Here is a 14,892-nt window from a genome sequence, read left to right as displayed (position 1 = left end):
ATCTATGAGAAGAGGAAGTGTCGCCCAGCAAACGTTCACGACCCCTGAATTCAGTGGAGTGAAAAGAAAGAGTCTCTGGAGAAAATAGTCATCAGAGTGCGCTAAACCTGATTTGATCATGACTATTAGCACCTTTGAAGACTGTTTCCTCCGTTTCGTCGATGTCGTGAAGGCACAACGGGGTGCTTAAGTCCTAAAATGATGAGGTGCATCCCTCGATCGAAATCCAAGATGAATTCCACGCCACCGGGCCTCTGTCAAAGCTGGAGGGCGGCAGAGGAACGGTCTGGAGAGCCGGCGATGTAACGCTGAAACCTCTCGATGTGATTCCCGAAGAGTTGCTCTGGATGGATGTAGTTGCGCGTACACAGAGCACCAACAGCAGGATGCGCCTTAGTCTTCCAATCAGAAGCAGATCTGAGAAGTTAGTTGTCGACGGCTGGACGGCCTTTCCGTACCTGACTGGTGAACATCAGCCGGGCAGATGGTTTGAACTCGCAAAGATTGCCCGCGAGTTCGCCAAGCTGTTCTCTGAGGTAGAGCGTCCTGCCTTTGTCGATATTCGGACCCATGCCTGGGCCAGGGCTGACCGTTTCGCCTGGGGTGAAGATACTGACGTTCTGTTGAGCGATGTTCCACACGTCGCAGAACTAGTAGGAGCGCGGCAGCAGGTGTTCGATCCCTCTGGGGTCATTCATGGCGATCTGACTGGAAACGTCTTATTCACTTCCGCTCTCCCTCCAGCTGTTCTTGACCTGACGATATATTGGCGTCCAGTGAACTACTCGGTTGCCATAATCGCAGTAGACGCGGTTTGCTTCGAAGGTGCACCGCTTGCCCTCTTGGAAACGATCAGCCCGGCCAAGGACTTTCCGCAGTACCTCGTGCGTGCATTGCTGTTTCGGATAGTGACGGACTACCTCAATGGTCGGCGGGCGTCTGAATACGGAGTCTACGACAGTGTTGTCGGCTGCACACTTGAACTCGCTGCGAGTCAGTAGCAGAAGCAGCGAACTGCCGTCGATGAACCTCTCCAACACACTGAACACCGTCCGCTCCAACCCAGCAGGCACGGACGAAATGATAGTCAACATGGTCATCGACGGAGACGCCGACAAAGTCCACCGCTACAGTGGCCCAGACGGAAAAGCAATACCACGAGTGAAACAACTACTCGGCTAGGATTGGTACTTCCAAAAACTCAGCGCACGCAGCCGCGCCAAAGCCACTCCTCGATGGAACGCCCAACGGTCCCAAGCAACCGCCGAGTAGACAACTCCTCCCCGCTTTACAGGAACGACCAGATATCAAGCATCCAATCAATCCAGCCGGCCACAGCGAAGAATGCAAGATCGATTAATAACAGTTACCAGTAAATTCTGTTGGACCACATCTAGGTGCGCTGCTCAGCCGCCCTTAGTTGAGGATTTCGCCACGTTCCTCCGGTGCTTTGGAGATTAACCGCTCACGCCATTCTTGCAATGCCTCGGGAGTGAGCCTGGTCCAGTCGTTGATTTCTCGAACAATTCTGAGGGGCTCGGTGCTTCGATAAGACCGCGTTGGATTCCCCGGAAACTTCTTATCGGTAACGTTCGGATCGTCTTCGAATTGACCTGTTGGCTCCACCTCGTACACGTGTGGAGTTACCTCAGCTCCCAGCAGCTCTACTGCAAGCTCTGCAGCGAGACCTGCCCCATCACGAAGTGCCGTGAAATAAACGTGGTTCATCACTATCTCGGGCTGGTAGTTCGACTGAAAGCCAGGGGTAAGTAGCTCTCCTGGCCGTAAAACCACCGCTGTGCCGTGGAAGAAAGGGCCGCGCTCGATGGTTTCATTCATCACCCCAGAATATAGTGCCGGGTTCATAGCGGAGGTTTAGTTCTAGATAGCGACTGCGATGCTCAGGATGATCTGGATTCCGCCTTAGGCGAGTAACCGAGCTGAACGGCTAACTACTCCCCTAGTGATTCTCATGAACGGCTAGCCTCAGATCGATAAACGCCGCGATCGTCGCTCGGTGCAAGCGAGATTCTTCTTACCCAAGAGGGTAGTTACCCGCCTCAAGGTCGGCAAGCAGGCTCGGGTGGCTCGGCTCCCAGCCAAACCGGCGTTGTGTCGCGAAGCTTGAGGAGGGTTGGTCGACTTCGAAGACTGTTCCGAGGAAGCCATACTGCTCCGCTGCCACTTGTTCCACCGGCAGCCCCAGCGCTCCCCCGATGGCTTCGGCCAGCGATCGCATGGTGTCACCTTCGTCCCCTACCGCATGAGCAATGCTGCCCGGAGCTGCGTCTTCAAGCATGATGCGGAAGAGGTGAGCCGCGTCGAGCCGGTGCACCGCAGGCCAACGCTGACTGCCATCACCGACATATCCGGAGACGCCGGTGTGCCGTGCGGTTTCAATGAGAAAAGAAGCAAATCCGTACGCCACGCCACGTTGGTGTACCGAGCGAGGAAGACGTACAACGGAGCTACGCACTCCCTGCTCGGCGAGTTCGAGTAGGTATCGAGCATTGCGGGCGCGCCCGCCCATGGGCCCCTCTTCGGACATTGGCTCTTCTTCGGTTGTGACGCGACCTGGGGCTGCGGGTGTTCCGGAGGCGAAAACGATCGGCTTGTGGCTGCCGATCAGGGCGGCGCCGATGGCTTCGACGGCAGCCTTCTCCTCCGCTATGCCCTCCTCGATTCTGGTGAAGTCGTTGCTGAAGGCTAACTGAATCACACCATCGGTCTGTTCGACGCCGGTGCGCAGCGAGTTGGCGTCGGCCAGGTCACCTACTAGCGGGACAGCCCCAGCCGCGATCAAGCGTTCAGCTGAGGCCGCGGAACGTGCCAGGCCGAGGACCTGGTGGCCAGCAGAAATTAATTCGGACACTACCGCGGAACCAATTCCACCCGTTGCGCCGGTGACGAATACTCGCATGATGTACTCCTATAGTGATGGGACTCCTGTCCCATCACTATAGCTCATGATGAGACCCCAGTCCCATCGGATAGGATGATGTCATGCCTCGCTGGGAACCTGATGCTCGCTTACGACTAGTCGCTGCTGCTATCGAACTGTTTACCGAACGCGGCTACGAGGAGACCACCGTGGCCGAGGTAGCTGCGCGTGCGGGACTGACGAAGAGCACGTTCTTCCGTTATTTTCCCGATAAAAAGGACGTTCTCGCGGCCGGTCAGGAGGCCATCACCCGGCTCCTCGTTATGGGCATCGCTTCGGCCGCTCAGGATGCGAGCCCGCTTGAGGCTGTAGCTGCGGGTGTTGTCCGAACGGCCGAGGCTATGACCGAAGTGACCAAGGAGCTAGGTCCTCGAATCAATGCTCTTATCGCGTCGAATCCGGAACTGCAGGCTCGCGCTCAGCTCAAACATGCCGCCCTGGTCCGGTCGGTAGCCGAAGCCTTGGCTGCCCGTTCCGTGTCGGAGCCGGTCGCGAAACTCGCGGCAGAGCTTGGCATGCTGGCCTTCGCGGATGCCCATGCGGCCTGGATCACTGCCGGCAATCGGGAAGGCTTCGCCGAGCTCGCTCGGATCGCAATTGATCGACTGCGTGAAACGATGTCCCAAATCACCTGAGTGGATATGCCGCCGTCGCCCCCCCCCACAGCTCAGGGCTTATCAGCGGTTGTCGCCATATAAGTATTGAGGCGCACCGTTGCGGCTTGAAGCACTCGTCGCGTTGTCGCGAGTTCCTCTGGGTCCGCTCCCTCGAACGAAACTATCTGAATGATCGCGATGGGGTCGGGAAGTTTGGCCCATAGCTCCTTGCCTGGCTCGGTAACCTGGAGCATCCGCTGGCGCTGATCGGCGGCCCTTCATGAGCGTGGTTATGCCTTCTACGATGATCGCTGGGAACCAGGAGTGGTCCGGCTTGTCACCTCATTCGCGCACCAAGAATCCGACATTGACGAACTTCTCGCCTCGATGCGACTGGCCTCAAAGCTGGTCCGATAAGACGGTACGGGTCTTTCTCGCCTTCTGAATTCGCCGTAGGCTTTGTCTTGGCTCGGGTAGAGTCCTGAGCCAGCAGAGCAGAACGAACAATGGGAGGTTGCGCCTATGCCGCGAATTATTCGGTTTGACCATGTCGGCATCACCGTTAAAGACCTAGAGAAGGTGACGGCATTCTTTCTGGGACTCGGGCTTGAGATCGAGGGTAGGACCTTTGTGGAGGGTGACTTCATCGATACGGTGATAGCGATCCCGGATTCCCGTACAGAGATCGTTATGTTGCGAACGCCAAACGGAGACACCGCAGTGGAGCTTTCCAGCTTCGTTCGACCCGAGCCGGTAGAGGGGTCGCCCGCTGCGATGGCTAACGAGCTCGGGCTGCGCAGTCTGTCGTTCGAAGTCGATGACCTCCAAGCGCAGGTCGATCGGCTAGCCAATGAAGGTTACGGTCTGGTCGGTGGCATTGGTCAGTATGAGGGAGCCTGGCGGATGGCTTATGTGCGGGGCCCGGAGGGAATCATCGTGGCCCTGGCTGAACGGATCATTGAGCAAGCGACTTAGACCTCCTATTGCCCCACTCTTCCGTCCACGCACTCTCGCAGCAGGTCGGCATGTCCACAATGACGGGCATATTCCTCGATCCGATGCACCATCAGTTCACGCACCGCGATCTGCTGTTTTCCCAGCCGCTCCCCCAGATCTGGGTGCACCGCAAGATCCGCATCCAAAGCCGCCTGCTCCCGCGCTAAGTTTGCGTAGGCAGCGTCAACAACATCCTGGGCGGCTATTGCATCGTCAAAGTCAGCGTCACGTTTGCCGTACAGCTTCGGTAGGGGATCGCCGTCGTTAATCCAATTGCGCCAGTCCCGTTCGGCCTCGGCGAGATGCCGCAGCAAACCAAGCAGTGACATGGTCGACGGCGGCACCGAGCGGCGTGCCAATTGTTCCGGACTGAGGCCCTCACACTTCATTAACAGGGTAAGTCGATAGCTCGACAGGTAATCCTGCAGGGTTGGTAGCTCACCGTCCGGGCTGACTCCATCGCTGTTACGAGGGTCTTTGTCCGGATCGGTCCACATATCTGGGTAGACGGTCGCCTCGGTCCATCGGGTGGGTTGCTCACTCATGCTTTCAATATTGGCCCGATCGGGGCTCGCGCGCTAGTCCCCGGTGCTAGCGCGCGGTGAGTCAACGGCTTAGCTACGCCTGGTGCAGGATCTGGATCAGATTTCCGCAGGTATCATCCAACACTGCGGTGGTCACCGGGCCCATCTCCAGCGGTTCCTGAGTGAAGCGAACTCCGAGCTCACTCAGGCGTTTAAATTCCGCGTGCACATCATCCACGGCAAATGCCGTCATCGGAATGCCGTCCTTGATCAAGGCATCTCGATAGGGCTTCACTGCGGGATGGCCGGAGGGTTCCAGAAGCAATTCGGTGCCGTCAAGATCATCGGGTGAAACCACTGTTAGCCACCAGTCCTCCCCTATTGGAACCTCGGTCTTTTTCACGAAACCTAGCACTTCCGTGTAAAAGCTCAGGGCCCTCTTTTGGTCATCGACAAAGACGCTGGATAGATGGATTCTCATGTTTTACTCTCCGATGTGCTGGACCTGATCCACCGCTCGGCGATGCCTTTAAGTGGTGTCGTCTTCAGGTCGTGGAATTTATAGCGACCAACCCGGCGGCTCTCGACCAGACCGGCTGCCTCCAGTACCGCGAGGTGTTGAGAAACCGCTTGGCGTGAGGTGGTGAGCTGATGCTTCACACTTAGCCGCGAGCAGATCTCAAATAAGGTCTGCCCGGAACGCTCGGCAAGTTCGTCAAGAATCTTCCGCCGAGTGGGATCCGCCAGAGCCTTGAAGAGCTCGTCGTTGGTCACTCTTCAGACAATAGGCAAGCGTGTACTTGCCTGTCAAGGGTGGTGTTCACATCTGAACGACAACTTTCCCTTTAGCATGGCCCTGTTCAAGATAGCTGAAACCCTCGGCAATTTGCTCGAAGGGGAAGACCCGATCAGTCACCGTCTTGAGCTTGCCTTCTTCGACCAGACCGGCCAGCAATTCGAGATCTGTTCCGCTCGGATGCATGAACATGTATCGATAACCGACGCCCTTTTGTCGCGCCTGACGGCGGATCTTGGCACTCAAAATCCAGAGCGCGGCGGTGAGTAATGGGCCCGCCTCCAGATCCACACGCGCTGTGGTCGGTTCGGGGAATCCAGCAATGGAAACTGTTTTCGCACCCCTTTTGAGGATACTGAAGCTATCCTGCAGGTCCGCCCCGCCAGTGAGATCGAAAGCGCCGTCATACTCACTCAGCACATCCTTGAACCTTTGCTCCCGATAGTTAATAACGGTTGAGGCTCCCAAGGAGCGCACAAATTCTTCACTCTGTGGCGAAGCAGTGGTCGCTACCTCCGCTCCCATCCAGGTCGCGAGCTGAATCGCCAGGGTACCCACGCCGCCCGCTCCCCCGGAAATGAAAATCCGGTCCCCCGCAGTGACCGCTAGTTCGTCCCGTAGCGCTTGGAGTGCGGTCAATCCCGCAAGCGGTAGCCCCGCCGCAGCAACAAAATCAAGGGACTCCGGGATCTTCGCTAGAAGCGTCTGGCTAATAACTAGGTAGGGCGCGAAGGCTCCTAGTTTATTCTTGTCCACTCGGGCGAAAACGCGGTCCCCAACCGCAAAACGAGTAACGCCATCCCCAACTCCTGCCACTATGCCGGAGAACTCGTTGCCGGCAACCGTGGGCAAATCTAGATGGTTAAGCAAGCGCATCTTGCCCTCGCGTAGCTTGTAGTCAACCGGGTTCAAAGCTGCGGCTTGTACCTTGATCAACACCTCATTGTCAGCAGCGATAGGCTCAGGGACCTCGCGCATCTCCATGACGCTTGAGTCGCCGTACCGGGTCAATACATAGGCTTTCATTCCAGCTTCTTCCCCTTGAGTCTCGTGCCAAAACTTATCACCCGAAGAGCATCTACCTCGCTAGGGCCTCGGAGCCTGTCAGGATAACGAGTTGCTGGGTTGTCCGAGTCATCGCGACATAACGATCGACTGCCCCTTCGATTCCGCTGCCAAAAGCCTCCGGGGTGAGCAGCACCACCAGATCGAATTCGAGTCCCTTCGACAACTCGGGAGTTAAGCAGCTGACGCGAGGCATCTCCGGGAACGAGCCGGGTTCGCCGCTACTAATCACGCAGGCCGTGCCTTCGGCATGTGCAGCGAGCCAGTTGGCGAGGATTGAGCTCAATTCCGAAGTGGACCCGTAAACCACAGCGGTACCACTGCTGCGGATGGACGTTGGCACATTGGCGTCGGGGAGCGCTGCCCTGATCACCGGTTCTGCTTCGACCATCACTTCCTCCGGGGTTCGGTAGTTGATGTTCAGGCTTGCCAGCTTCAGCTGAGCCAATCCAATCCGCTCCAGCCGCTGCTGCCACGACTCCGTGAACCCGTGCCTAGCTTGAGCACGATCCCCGACTACCGTGAAACTCCGGGAGGGACAGCGCAGTAGCAGCATTTGCCATTCCGCATCCGTGAGTTCCTGCGCCTCATCCACCACAATATGAGCGAACGGACCGGCGAGTTCGTCCGATTCGGCCAGCGGTGCGGCGCTGTCATCGACCAATTTGTCCTGCATATCCTGTCCGCGGAGCGAGGTCATAACCATCAGCTCGGAGTCATCGGCTGCGATCAGATCATCTATCACTCGGTCCATTACTTCGCGCTCGGAAGCCAAGGCAATCGCTTGCTGCCGCTTGCGTCGCGAGGCCCCGGCGTCGCCCAATCTTTGTTTGGCCGCATCCAGCAACGGAAGGTCGGAAACCGTCCAAGCTCGACTGTCCTGGCGTTGCAACTTCTTGACTTCAGCAGCGCTGAGCCAAGGAGCGCATCTACGCAAGTAAGCGGGCACGGACCAGAGATCGCTGACCAGTTCGGTGTAATCGAGTAGCGGCCAGGCTTTGCTGAAGGCATCGACTAACTCGGCATTCTGAGCTAAGACTCTGCGGATCAAATCCGCCGGAACGTCATCGGTGCCAGGTTTGTCCGCCAGGATGTTGAGCAGTTCTTCCCAGACCTCCTGGCGAGCCTCGTTGTGTGCAAGGCCTGGGGCCGCCGATTCGAAGGCCTCGGTCCATTCCTCAACGCCGAGCCAGATATCGGCATAGGCTGTCTCGATAATCATGCCTTTGCGGGGAGGTTCCTCATAAAACCTGACGGCAGGCTCGATGGCCTTCACCAGCTCAGCCGAGGACTTCAGCCGGGCCACCTCGGGATCAGGCTCGATCATCGCCGAAGTACCCTCGGGGACCAGGTCCCGTAAGGTGCAAGTTTGGACCCCCTCTTCCCCAAGGCTAGGTAGGACGTCGGCAACATAAGCTAAATAGGGCTGATGCGGACCGATGAACAAGACGCCACCTCGGTGGTGGCCGAGGCGAGGATCGGAGTAGAGCAGGTAGGCGGCTCGGTGCAAGGCGACGACGGTTTTGCCGGTTCCGGGACCGCCGTCGACGACGAGAGCACCCCGGGATGAGGCGCGGATAATGGCATCCTGATCGGCCTGAATGGTACCGAGCACATCTTGCATCCGGGCAGATCGGCTGCTGCCCAAGCTGGCGATGAAAGCAGATAGATCATCCAGGGTGGCCAGCTGCTCAACTCCGGCGCTACCCTCCGCGGAGAATACTTCGTCCCAGTAGTCACTGATCCAGCCTCGGGTCCAGCGATACCTGCGCCGACTCACCAAGCCCATCGGATTGGCATGAGTGGCACCGAAGAAGGGCTCCGCGGCTGGGGAGCGCCAATCGATAAGCAATCGATGTCCGGCACCGTCGGTGAGACCAAGCCGGCCGATATACACGGGCTCGGGGCTGCCAGCGCTGACCATCTGTCCAAGGCAGAGATCTAGACCGAAACGCCGCAGGGCTCGCAGACGGGAGGCGAGCATGCGCACTTCCACGTCTCGCTCCACCACTTCCTGGCCCAGGCGGCCGGGAGCCTTTCGAGCGGTATCGAGACGATCTGACAATTCGGTGATGGTTCGTTCAAGACTTTCGGCAATGGCCGTGAAGTGCCGTTCATCATCGGCAATGAGGCTTGGCTCGGCTTTAGAAGTGAGGTGGTCGGGAAGGTTAAACGCGCTACTACTCACGTCAGCAGTTCCTCTCTGGCCGCAGTGGGCAACGTTGTGCCGCCCGCGGAGGGGTAGATCAGTGTGGACGCCATGCTCGGCTCTCAATTCTGCGGCATGCCCCGGGCCTTGCCGCAAGGCCCCCTGTGCGCTATAGATTGGAAGTAGAGGCAAGTTCAACATATTGAGCAGGATTCAAGAAGTATCCGGGGTTGGCTCCGACTAGCATGAATAACATGACTTCCATCGAATCAATCACCATCGAAGCGGCCGATCCCCTCGCAGCCGAAGATTTTTATGCCAATTCTTTTGGCTTAGGTTCGCTCGTGCGGGTTCAGCCCACCGAAGCTGAAACCGCCGGGTTTCGCGGCTTCACGCTGTCACTCGTGGTGTCACAACCCTCTACCGTGAGCGGGCTGGTTGATGCCGCGGTGGCGGCTGGGGCAACAACGCTGAAGCCGGTGGCGAAGTCATTATGGGGTTTCGGTGGTGTTGTCCAGGCGCCGGACGGAACGATTTGGAAGGTCGCGACGTCGGCCAAGAAGGATAGTGGTCCGGCCAGTCTGCAGGTGGACCAGGTCGTACTGCTGCTGGGGGCAGCAGATGTCGCTGCCAGTAAGCGGTTCTACGTTGAACAGGGCTTTACCGTGAGCAGGAGCTTCGGCAAGTACATCGAGTTCGAGCTTCCCTCCAGCCCTATCAAACTTGCACTCTATGCTCGCCGTGCCCTCGCTAAGGACGCCGGAGTCTCCCCGGAGGGCACCGGCTCGCATCGATTGCTCATTACTCGGGACGGCGGGGCCTTCACCGATCCCGATGGTTTCAACTGGAGTGCCTCGGCTCCGATCGGATAGCGATGGAACCTCATGACATCGCGGCGTCCCACCAATCGAGAACACGGCTGCCGTAGAAGGTGATCCATTTAGAGGGCTCCCCGGGCGGCGCATCTACTTCGAACCAGACTCGTCCGGGATGACGACGTTCTTGTAACCAACTGCCGTCCGGCCTGCGGGCGGCGCGAATCACCGAGATTGCTGGGGCTAGCCGCGGATCGGGAGCCAAATCGTCGTGCAGCGCCGCCGCACGGAAGTAATCGGCGGCATTCAGAGCGCTGTAGAGCCAACGGAACGGGTAGGCGAATCGTGTTGCCCAGGGTGCTACGAGCTCCCCTGTCGAAAGGGTGTAGAGCAAACGTCGTTGTAGCAGGTACTCCTCGCCGGCTCGACGGGTTGCACGATGGACCTCAGTGCCGGCCCCGTGCTTCTCGTAGTACAACAGACCCTTTAATGAGTTGAGTGTGGAATGAAAGGACGAGCGGGTGGCGCCTTCGACCCATTCACAGTTCCAGCCGCCGTCGGAAAGCTGATGGTCGAGAAACCACCGCGCGATCCCGGACACCTCGGCGCCGAGCCAGGCACCATTAGCGAGGGTGTAGGCGTTTATGCAGCAATCCACCTCGCCGCCCCAGTAAGGCAAATTATCGTATTCCCAGCGACTGTTTGCGGCGAGTAGCTCCGCAGTGCCGGCTAGGGCCTCTGACTCAAGGCCCCAGTCGCGCAATGTGTTGAGCGACCAGGTGGTGGCAGTCCAGGGCTGCCCTGCGCCCTCAGCGGCTTCCGGGCCCTGAAAATCGAAGTCTTTTGGGAAGAATGCACCGCCTGCCCACTGACCATCGGGATCTTGCAAGGCGAGTAACTGCGCGCCAAAACCCTCCTTGGCAATCCGTGCTCGGCTTGCGTTCCACACCGTGGCGGGCGCCCCCGCCAAATCGCGTTCAACTTGCCAACGCAGTGCCGGGTCCGCGTCAAGCAACCAGCCGAGTAGAGCAGGATTGAGGGTCATTATCGGCAGACTACCACGGCTACTATCCACCCGCGAGACCCGCGTTCTGGCTATTGAAGATGGGTTGGAACGATCATCCTTACGGGCAGTGCGGTAAAAACGGAAAAACACTTCCGTTTAATATATTCTGGATCTCGGAGAGGCCATCTCGGAGAGAACGCGGAGGATTACTATGACTGAGACGGTATTGGTTACCGGGGGCACAGGTTATGTGGCGAGCTGGTGTATCGCCACGCTTTTGGAGCGTGGTTACCGAGTTCGAACCACGGTGCGGAGCCAAGCCAAGCAGGATGCGGTTCGAGCAGCGCTCCCGCAGGCACTGGAACCACCAGTTCAGCTGAGCTTTGCGATCGCCGACCTGACCTCGGACGAGGGTTGGGACGAGGCGGTTAAGGGCATCGACTACGTTCTACATGTCGCCTCTCCCCTGGGCGGTGAAGGAGTGACGAACGCCGAGGATCTGATCGTTCCTGCTCGCGACGGCGCCCTGAGAGTATTGCGCGCAGCCACCGAGGCAGGAGTGAAGCGGGTGGTGATGACCTCGGCAGCAAATGCGTCCAGCCCATCCTCCTATGCGGACGAAAGCGTCACCGACGAAACCCTGTGGACCAACCCGGAGGATCCGAAGCTAATCCCCTACCGGAAATCCAAGACCATCGCCGAGAAGGCTGCCTGGGACTTTATGGCGAATCAGAGCGGGCGCACCACCTTGACCACGATTCTTCCCGGAGCGGTTTTTGGTCCCGTGCTGAGCGCCTCCACGATCGGCTCGGTGGAGATTATCGCCCGAATGCTTCGTGGCGGCATGCCTGGTACGCCTCGGATCGGACTGGAGGTGGTCGATGTCCGGGATCTGGCCGATATTCACCTCCGCGCTATGGTCTCGCCGGACGCTGCGGGGCAGCGGTTCTTGGCGACCGGTGAGTTCCTTTGGATGCGAGATATCGCCCAGACGCTACGCTCGGGGCTTGGTACGGCTGCGGCTAAGGTACCAACCCGGAATCTGCCGGACTTCCTCGTTCGATTTACCGCTACCTTCCTTGATCGCTCGTTGCGGCCCATCATGCCGGGACTGGGGCGGCGCAATCGGCACAGTACGGAAAAAGCTTTCCGCCTGCTGGGCTGGAAGCCACGCCCCGCCGCCGAAACCGTGCTGGCCACCGGAGAGAGCCTGATCCAGTGGAAAGTGGTCTGAGGACCGGCGAATAGCCGGGATTCAGAGAACGACGACGGCGTACCGGTCTTCCGCATGCGGGCGGCCAGCAGTAACTGGTTCAGGACTGTGTAACGGGTAATCTGACTGGGGTGAAGCGCGGCTTCATAACTAGCTGCGCAAGCAAAGATCGGAATGGAGTGGGAGATGGCCCAGATGGCTGCATTGGAGCGAAAGCTCGGCGAGGTTTGGGCAGATATCGATGTACTCGAAAGGCAGGATTTCGTTGCCGCCATCGACGCTGTCACCGAGGAATTAGCGGCCGACGACCCACTTCGTCTCTTCGAACGCGGGGCGGCCCGTGATTCCACCGGATATCCAGATCTCGCAGTTCCGCTATACCAGGCGGCCCTGGAGCACGGCCTTTCTGGTGAGCGCCGCCGTCGCGCCGTTATCCAAATGGCCAGCTCGATCCGGAACCTAGGACAGCCCGAAAAGGCCGTGGAGTTACTCACCGAAGAACTCAAAAACCCTCATGACCATCTAGAGGGCGCGGTCAAGACCTTCCTGGCGCTTGCGCTGGCCGATCTAGGCCGCGAACGCGAGGGGCTTTCGGTGGCAATCGAAGCACTTTCTGGCTATCTTCCGCGCTATAACCGTTCCACTGAGCGCTACGCTCAAGCACTTCTGGAAGAGTCAGAATAGGAATCTAGCTGTTCGGACCTGCAACCTCCCAGATGTGGCCGCCGGGATCCTTGAAACTTGCCGTGCGAATACCCCAGGGTCGGTTCATTGGACCGTTGAGCAGCTCAACGCCGCGGCGGGCAAGTTCGGCGCAGGTGGCGTTGACGTCCTCGACGTCGAGGGTCAGCTGAGCACGTGAACCAGCAGCCTGGCTGGCCACCTGAGCTGGATTAATCAGCTCGGGCGCTGCGCTAGTACTGAGTAGGTTTATGAGGGTGCCATCGAAATTGAAGACGGCCGAGACCTCGTCCTCGAAATACACGGCAAGACCGAAAACCTCTTGATAAAAGGTCTTAGCGGCGGGCAATTCCTCCACAAAAAGCGTGATGGCAGAAATTCCTTTAGTCCAGCCGAGCGGTGCGGGGTGCTCAGCTGATTCCCTGGGGTCCGTCATGGACGCTCCTTTGTTTGTGCTTAATTGATTAGCTCCACCGGAATCATTTCAGGCTCCGAAACGACCCCGAGCCTCGAGCGGAATAAGAGGTTTCTCCGCCCTGATCTTGAGCTGTTGCACAGCCCAGGTATTGCCATCCGGGTCTGCGAAACCGAAAAAGGTACCGCCGTCCTCCGGCCCAAAGACCATTAATTCACTCGCCTCGACACCCCGAGAAATCAGTTCGTTCCGAGCCGCTTCAGCATCGGCCACCACCAGTTGCAGGCCGCGCATCGATCCAGGTTTCATCTCGTTCTGGGATGGCAATGTGCCGATCACAATGGAACAGCCGGAGCCGGGAGGGGTCAGCTGAATCACATGCATATGCTCGTTTTCCGTGTCGTGATCCAGGGTGAATCCCACCTGATCTCGGTAAAAGGCCTTGGCACGCTCCAGATCGCTTACCGGCAACACCACAACTTCTAAGGTCCAATCCAAGGCTTTCTCCATTCTCGTCGGTGCTCCGAATCCTATGCCTACTGGCTCCTCGCTGTCACTAAGCGGTGCGGGACGCCCGCCGGAGGTCTGCCACCCTGAGGTTGGATACCGTGCTCCTGGTGGAAGGACTGTGCGAATCTGAACTCCGGGCTGACTTTCCTAAATCAGCCCGCGTAGCGCGAGCGTCCGGAATCGGCGCAACTGAGACGTTTTATGGGCACCAGCAGTGGGCGCAAGGCCCACTACGCGCAAGTCATGGTCGAAGCTCTTGAGCTGACTAAGGTGCCGGTACCACTGGACAGTTTGCTCGACGTCGTACCTCGCCTTAAGCCTTCAAAGAAGGTTCGCTCAGATCGGCTTAGGTGACCGAGAGCTTATGTCACACTAAAGCCTGAACACGAAGTCAATCGGCTTGAGAAGTTAGGGAAATGAGGACCTGATGAAAATCGCTGTTTTAGGTACCGGAATGGTGGGCCGAGCGCTGGCCGCCCGGCTTGCCGAACTTGGTCACGAGATTAACTGGGGCACCCGCGATGTGGCAGCAACGAGGGCACGGACCGAGGAATCCGGCGGCGCCAGCATCATTGACTGGCTGTCCGGCCAGTCAGGCGTCAGTTTATTGAGCTATGCCGAGGCCGCCGAGGGGGCTGAGCTGATTGTCAACGCTGTTAGCGGCTCGGTCGCTCTGGAAGCCCTTAACTTGGCGGGAGCCGAGCATCTTGCGGGGAAGGTTCTCCTGGATATCTCTAATCCGCTCGATTTCTCTGCGGGATTGCCGCCCTCGCTTTTCGTCAAGGACACCGATTCGCTTGCGGAGACGATTCAGCGAGTCTTTCCCGAAACACGAGTGGTCAAGGCGCTGAACACCATGTCCGCTCCCCTGATGGTCAACCCGCGACAGCTAGCCGACGGCGATCACTCCACCTTCATTGCGGGCAACGATGCCGAAGCCAAGGGTATCGTGGCCGACTTACTGGATCAGTTTGGTCATCGAGATGTGATCGACCTGGGAGATTTACTCGGCGCCCGTGGCCTTGAGATGCTGCTGCCCGTGTGGTTGCGGCTCTGGGGAACTTTGGGAACCGCGGAATTCAACTTCAAGATTGTGCGCTGAGGTGCTGCGGCGAGGCTAGGTTTTGGCTGGCGATCCGGCTCCTGGAATCACCCACGAGCCGGATCGCTAAGTCCAAGGTTGTG

At 58.4% G+C, this 14,892-nt stretch carries 17 protein-coding genes; 7 read left to right on the top strand and 10 right to left on the bottom strand.

All coding sequences use genetic code 11. From position 1 onward, the window contains the following. Positions 1–206: 206 nt before the first annotated feature. Positions 207–1,001, top strand: a complete 795-nt coding sequence (locus FHU41_RS03250) for a hypothetical protein (RefSeq protein ID WP_179388200.1) — start codon at positions 207–209, stop codon at positions 999–1,001. Positions 1,002–1,416: 415 nt separating this feature from the next. On the opposite strand, the gene arr is transcribed toward FHU41_RS03250, so the two are convergent. After that, a complete protein-coding gene (gene arr / locus FHU41_RS03245; protein ID WP_425503235.1) occupies positions 1,417–1,866 on the bottom strand; it encodes an NAD(+)--rifampin ADP-ribosyltransferase in 450 nt (149 codons plus the stop codon). A 169-nt stretch (positions 1,867–2,035) separates the two neighbouring features. Beyond that, on the bottom strand, positions 2,036–2,920 hold the full coding sequence (locus FHU41_RS03240) for an SDR family oxidoreductase (protein ID WP_179388198.1): 885 nt from the start codon (positions 2,918–2,920) through the stop codon (positions 2,036–2,038). Positions 2,921–3,003: 83 nt separating this feature from the next. On the opposite strand from FHU41_RS03240, the gene FHU41_RS03235 reads away from it, so the two are divergent. Both FHU41_RS03235 and FHU41_RS03230 read left to right on the top strand, forming a co-directional pair. Next, a complete protein-coding gene (locus FHU41_RS03235) occupies positions 3,004–3,576 on the top strand; it encodes a TetR family transcriptional regulator (protein ID WP_179388197.1) in 573 nt (190 codons plus the stop codon). Positions 3,577–4,059: 483 nt separating this feature from the next. Beyond that, entirely contained in the window at positions 4,060–4,512 is a 453-nt protein-coding gene (locus FHU41_RS03230; RefSeq protein WP_179388196.1) for a VOC family protein, read from the top strand. Positions 4,513–4,517: 5 nt separating this feature from the next. On the opposite strand, the gene FHU41_RS03225 is transcribed toward FHU41_RS03230, so the two are convergent. From FHU41_RS03225 to helR, 5 genes are all read right to left on the bottom strand, one after another. After that, the gene (locus tag FHU41_RS03225) at positions 4,518–5,078 is read right to left on the bottom strand and encodes a mycothiol transferase (protein ID WP_179388195.1); all 561 of its coding nucleotides are present in this window, start codon (positions 5,076–5,078) and stop codon (positions 4,518–4,520) included. Positions 5,079–5,151: 73 nt separating this feature from the next. Next, on the bottom strand, positions 5,152–5,538 hold the full coding sequence (locus FHU41_RS03220) for a VOC family protein (protein ID WP_179388194.1): 387 nt from the start codon (positions 5,536–5,538) through the stop codon (positions 5,152–5,154). After that, complete coding sequence (locus FHU41_RS03215; RefSeq protein WP_179388193.1) at positions 5,535–5,831, bottom strand: metalloregulator ArsR/SmtB family transcription factor; 297 nt, start codon at positions 5,829–5,831, stop codon at positions 5,535–5,537. The genes FHU41_RS03220 and FHU41_RS03215 overlap by 4 nt, the downstream gene beginning before the upstream one ends. A gap of 46 nt (positions 5,832–5,877) precedes the next feature. Continuing rightward, positions 5,878–6,879, bottom strand: a complete 1,002-nt coding sequence (locus FHU41_RS03210; protein WP_179388192.1) for an NADP-dependent oxidoreductase — start codon at positions 6,877–6,879, stop codon at positions 5,878–5,880. Between the two features lie 52 nt (positions 6,880–6,931). Continuing rightward, a complete protein-coding gene (gene helR, locus FHU41_RS03205; protein ID WP_343046234.1) occupies positions 6,932–9,106 on the bottom strand; it encodes an RNA polymerase recycling motor ATPase HelR in 2,175 nt (724 codons plus the stop codon). A 215-nt stretch (positions 9,107–9,321) separates the two neighbouring features. Here helR and FHU41_RS03200 point away from each other — a divergent pair, with 215 nt between their 5' ends. Further along, positions 9,322–9,939 carry a VOC family protein gene (locus FHU41_RS03200; RefSeq protein ID WP_179388190.1) on the top strand — a complete coding sequence of 206 codons (618 nt, stop codon included), beginning with the start codon at positions 9,322–9,324 and terminating at the stop codon, positions 9,937–9,939. A 10-nt stretch (positions 9,940–9,949) separates the two neighbouring features. Here the strand turns inward: FHU41_RS03200 and FHU41_RS03195 are convergent, their stop codons facing one another. Then, positions 9,950–10,927, bottom strand: coding sequence for a squalene cyclase (locus tag FHU41_RS03195; protein ID WP_179388189.1), 978 nt, complete (start codon positions 10,925–10,927; stop codon positions 9,950–9,952). Between the two features lie 172 nt (positions 10,928–11,099). Between FHU41_RS03195 and FHU41_RS03190 the strand changes: the two genes are divergently transcribed. Further along, positions 11,100–12,122: an SDR family oxidoreductase gene (locus FHU41_RS03190; RefSeq protein ID WP_179388188.1), complete on the top strand. Its 1,023-nt coding sequence runs from the start codon at positions 11,100–11,102 to the stop codon at positions 12,120–12,122. Between the two features lie 174 nt (positions 12,123–12,296). Next, on the top strand, positions 12,297–12,785 hold the full coding sequence (locus FHU41_RS03185; RefSeq protein ID WP_218846914.1) for a tetratricopeptide repeat protein: 489 nt from the start codon (positions 12,297–12,299) through the stop codon (positions 12,783–12,785). A 4-nt stretch (positions 12,786–12,789) separates the two neighbouring features. On the opposite strand, the gene FHU41_RS03180 is transcribed toward FHU41_RS03185, so the two are convergent. Together FHU41_RS03180 and FHU41_RS03175 are read right to left on the bottom strand one after the other, a co-directional pair. Next, positions 12,790–13,218, bottom strand: coding sequence for a VOC family protein (locus tag FHU41_RS03180; RefSeq protein WP_179388186.1), 429 nt, complete (start codon positions 13,216–13,218; stop codon positions 12,790–12,792). 48 nt (positions 13,219–13,266) lie between these two features. Then, positions 13,267–13,707: a VOC family protein gene (locus tag FHU41_RS03175; protein WP_425503234.1), complete on the bottom strand. Its 441-nt coding sequence runs from the start codon at positions 13,705–13,707 to the stop codon at positions 13,267–13,269. A 427-nt stretch (positions 13,708–14,134) separates the two neighbouring features. On the opposite strand from FHU41_RS03175, the gene FHU41_RS03170 reads away from it, so the two are divergent. Further along, positions 14,135–14,809: an NADPH-dependent F420 reductase gene (locus FHU41_RS03170; protein ID WP_179388185.1), complete on the top strand. Its 675-nt coding sequence runs from the start codon at positions 14,135–14,137 to the stop codon at positions 14,807–14,809. Positions 14,810–14,892: the final 83 nt, after the last annotated feature.

Origin of the sequence: Psychromicrobium silvestre (assembly GCF_013408295.1) — a bacterium.
Taxonomy (GTDB): Bacteria; Actinomycetota; Actinomycetes; order Actinomycetales; family Micrococcaceae; genus Renibacterium; species Renibacterium silvestre.
This window is presented reverse-complemented; position numbering and strand designations above follow the sequence as displayed.

Bases quoted from the DNA above. Each gene is read 5' to 3' on its own strand.
- FHU41_RS03195 (WP_179388189.1), bottom strand. From the start codon at position 10,927: ATGACCCTCAATCCTGCTCTACTCGGCTGGTTGCTTGACGCGGACCCG.
- FHU41_RS03230 (WP_179388196.1), top strand. From the start codon at position 4,060: ATGCCGCGAATTATTCGGTTTGACCATGTCGGCATCACCGTTAAAGAC.
- FHU41_RS03180 (WP_179388186.1), bottom strand. From the start codon at position 13,218: ATGACGGACCCCAGGGAATCAGCTGAGCACCCCGCACCGCTCGGCTGG.
- FHU41_RS03175 (WP_425503234.1), bottom strand. From the start codon at position 13,707: ATGGAGAAAGCCTTGGATTGGACCTTAGAAGTTGTGGTGTTGCCGGTA.
- arr (WP_425503235.1), bottom strand. From the start codon at position 1,866: ATGAACCCGGCACTATATTCTGGGGTGATGAATGAAACCATCGAGCGC.
- FHU41_RS03220 (WP_179388194.1), bottom strand. From the start codon at position 5,538: ATGAGAATCCATCTATCCAGCGTCTTTGTCGATGACCAAAAGAGGGCC.
- FHU41_RS03200 (WP_179388190.1), top strand. From the start codon at position 9,322: ATGACTTCCATCGAATCAATCACCATCGAAGCGGCCGATCCCCTCGCA.
- FHU41_RS03235 (WP_179388197.1), top strand. From the start codon at position 3,004: ATGCCTCGCTGGGAACCTGATGCTCGCTTACGACTAGTCGCTGCTGCT.
- FHU41_RS03225 (WP_179388195.1), bottom strand. From the start codon at position 5,078: ATGAGTGAGCAACCCACCCGATGGACCGAGGCGACCGTCTACCCAGAT.
- FHU41_RS03240 (WP_179388198.1), bottom strand. From the start codon at position 2,920: ATGCGAGTATTCGTCACCGGCGCAACGGGTGGAATTGGTTCCGCGGTA.
- FHU41_RS03210 (WP_179388192.1), bottom strand. From the start codon at position 6,879: ATGAAAGCCTATGTATTGACCCGGTACGGCGACTCAAGCGTCATGGAG.
- FHU41_RS03170 (WP_179388185.1), top strand. From the start codon at position 14,135: ATGAAAATCGCTGTTTTAGGTACCGGAATGGTGGGCCGAGCGCTGGCC.
- FHU41_RS03190 (WP_179388188.1), top strand. From the start codon at position 11,100: ATGACTGAGACGGTATTGGTTACCGGGGGCACAGGTTATGTGGCGAGC.
- FHU41_RS03185 (WP_218846914.1), top strand. From the start codon at position 12,297: ATGGCTGCATTGGAGCGAAAGCTCGGCGAGGTTTGGGCAGATATCGAT.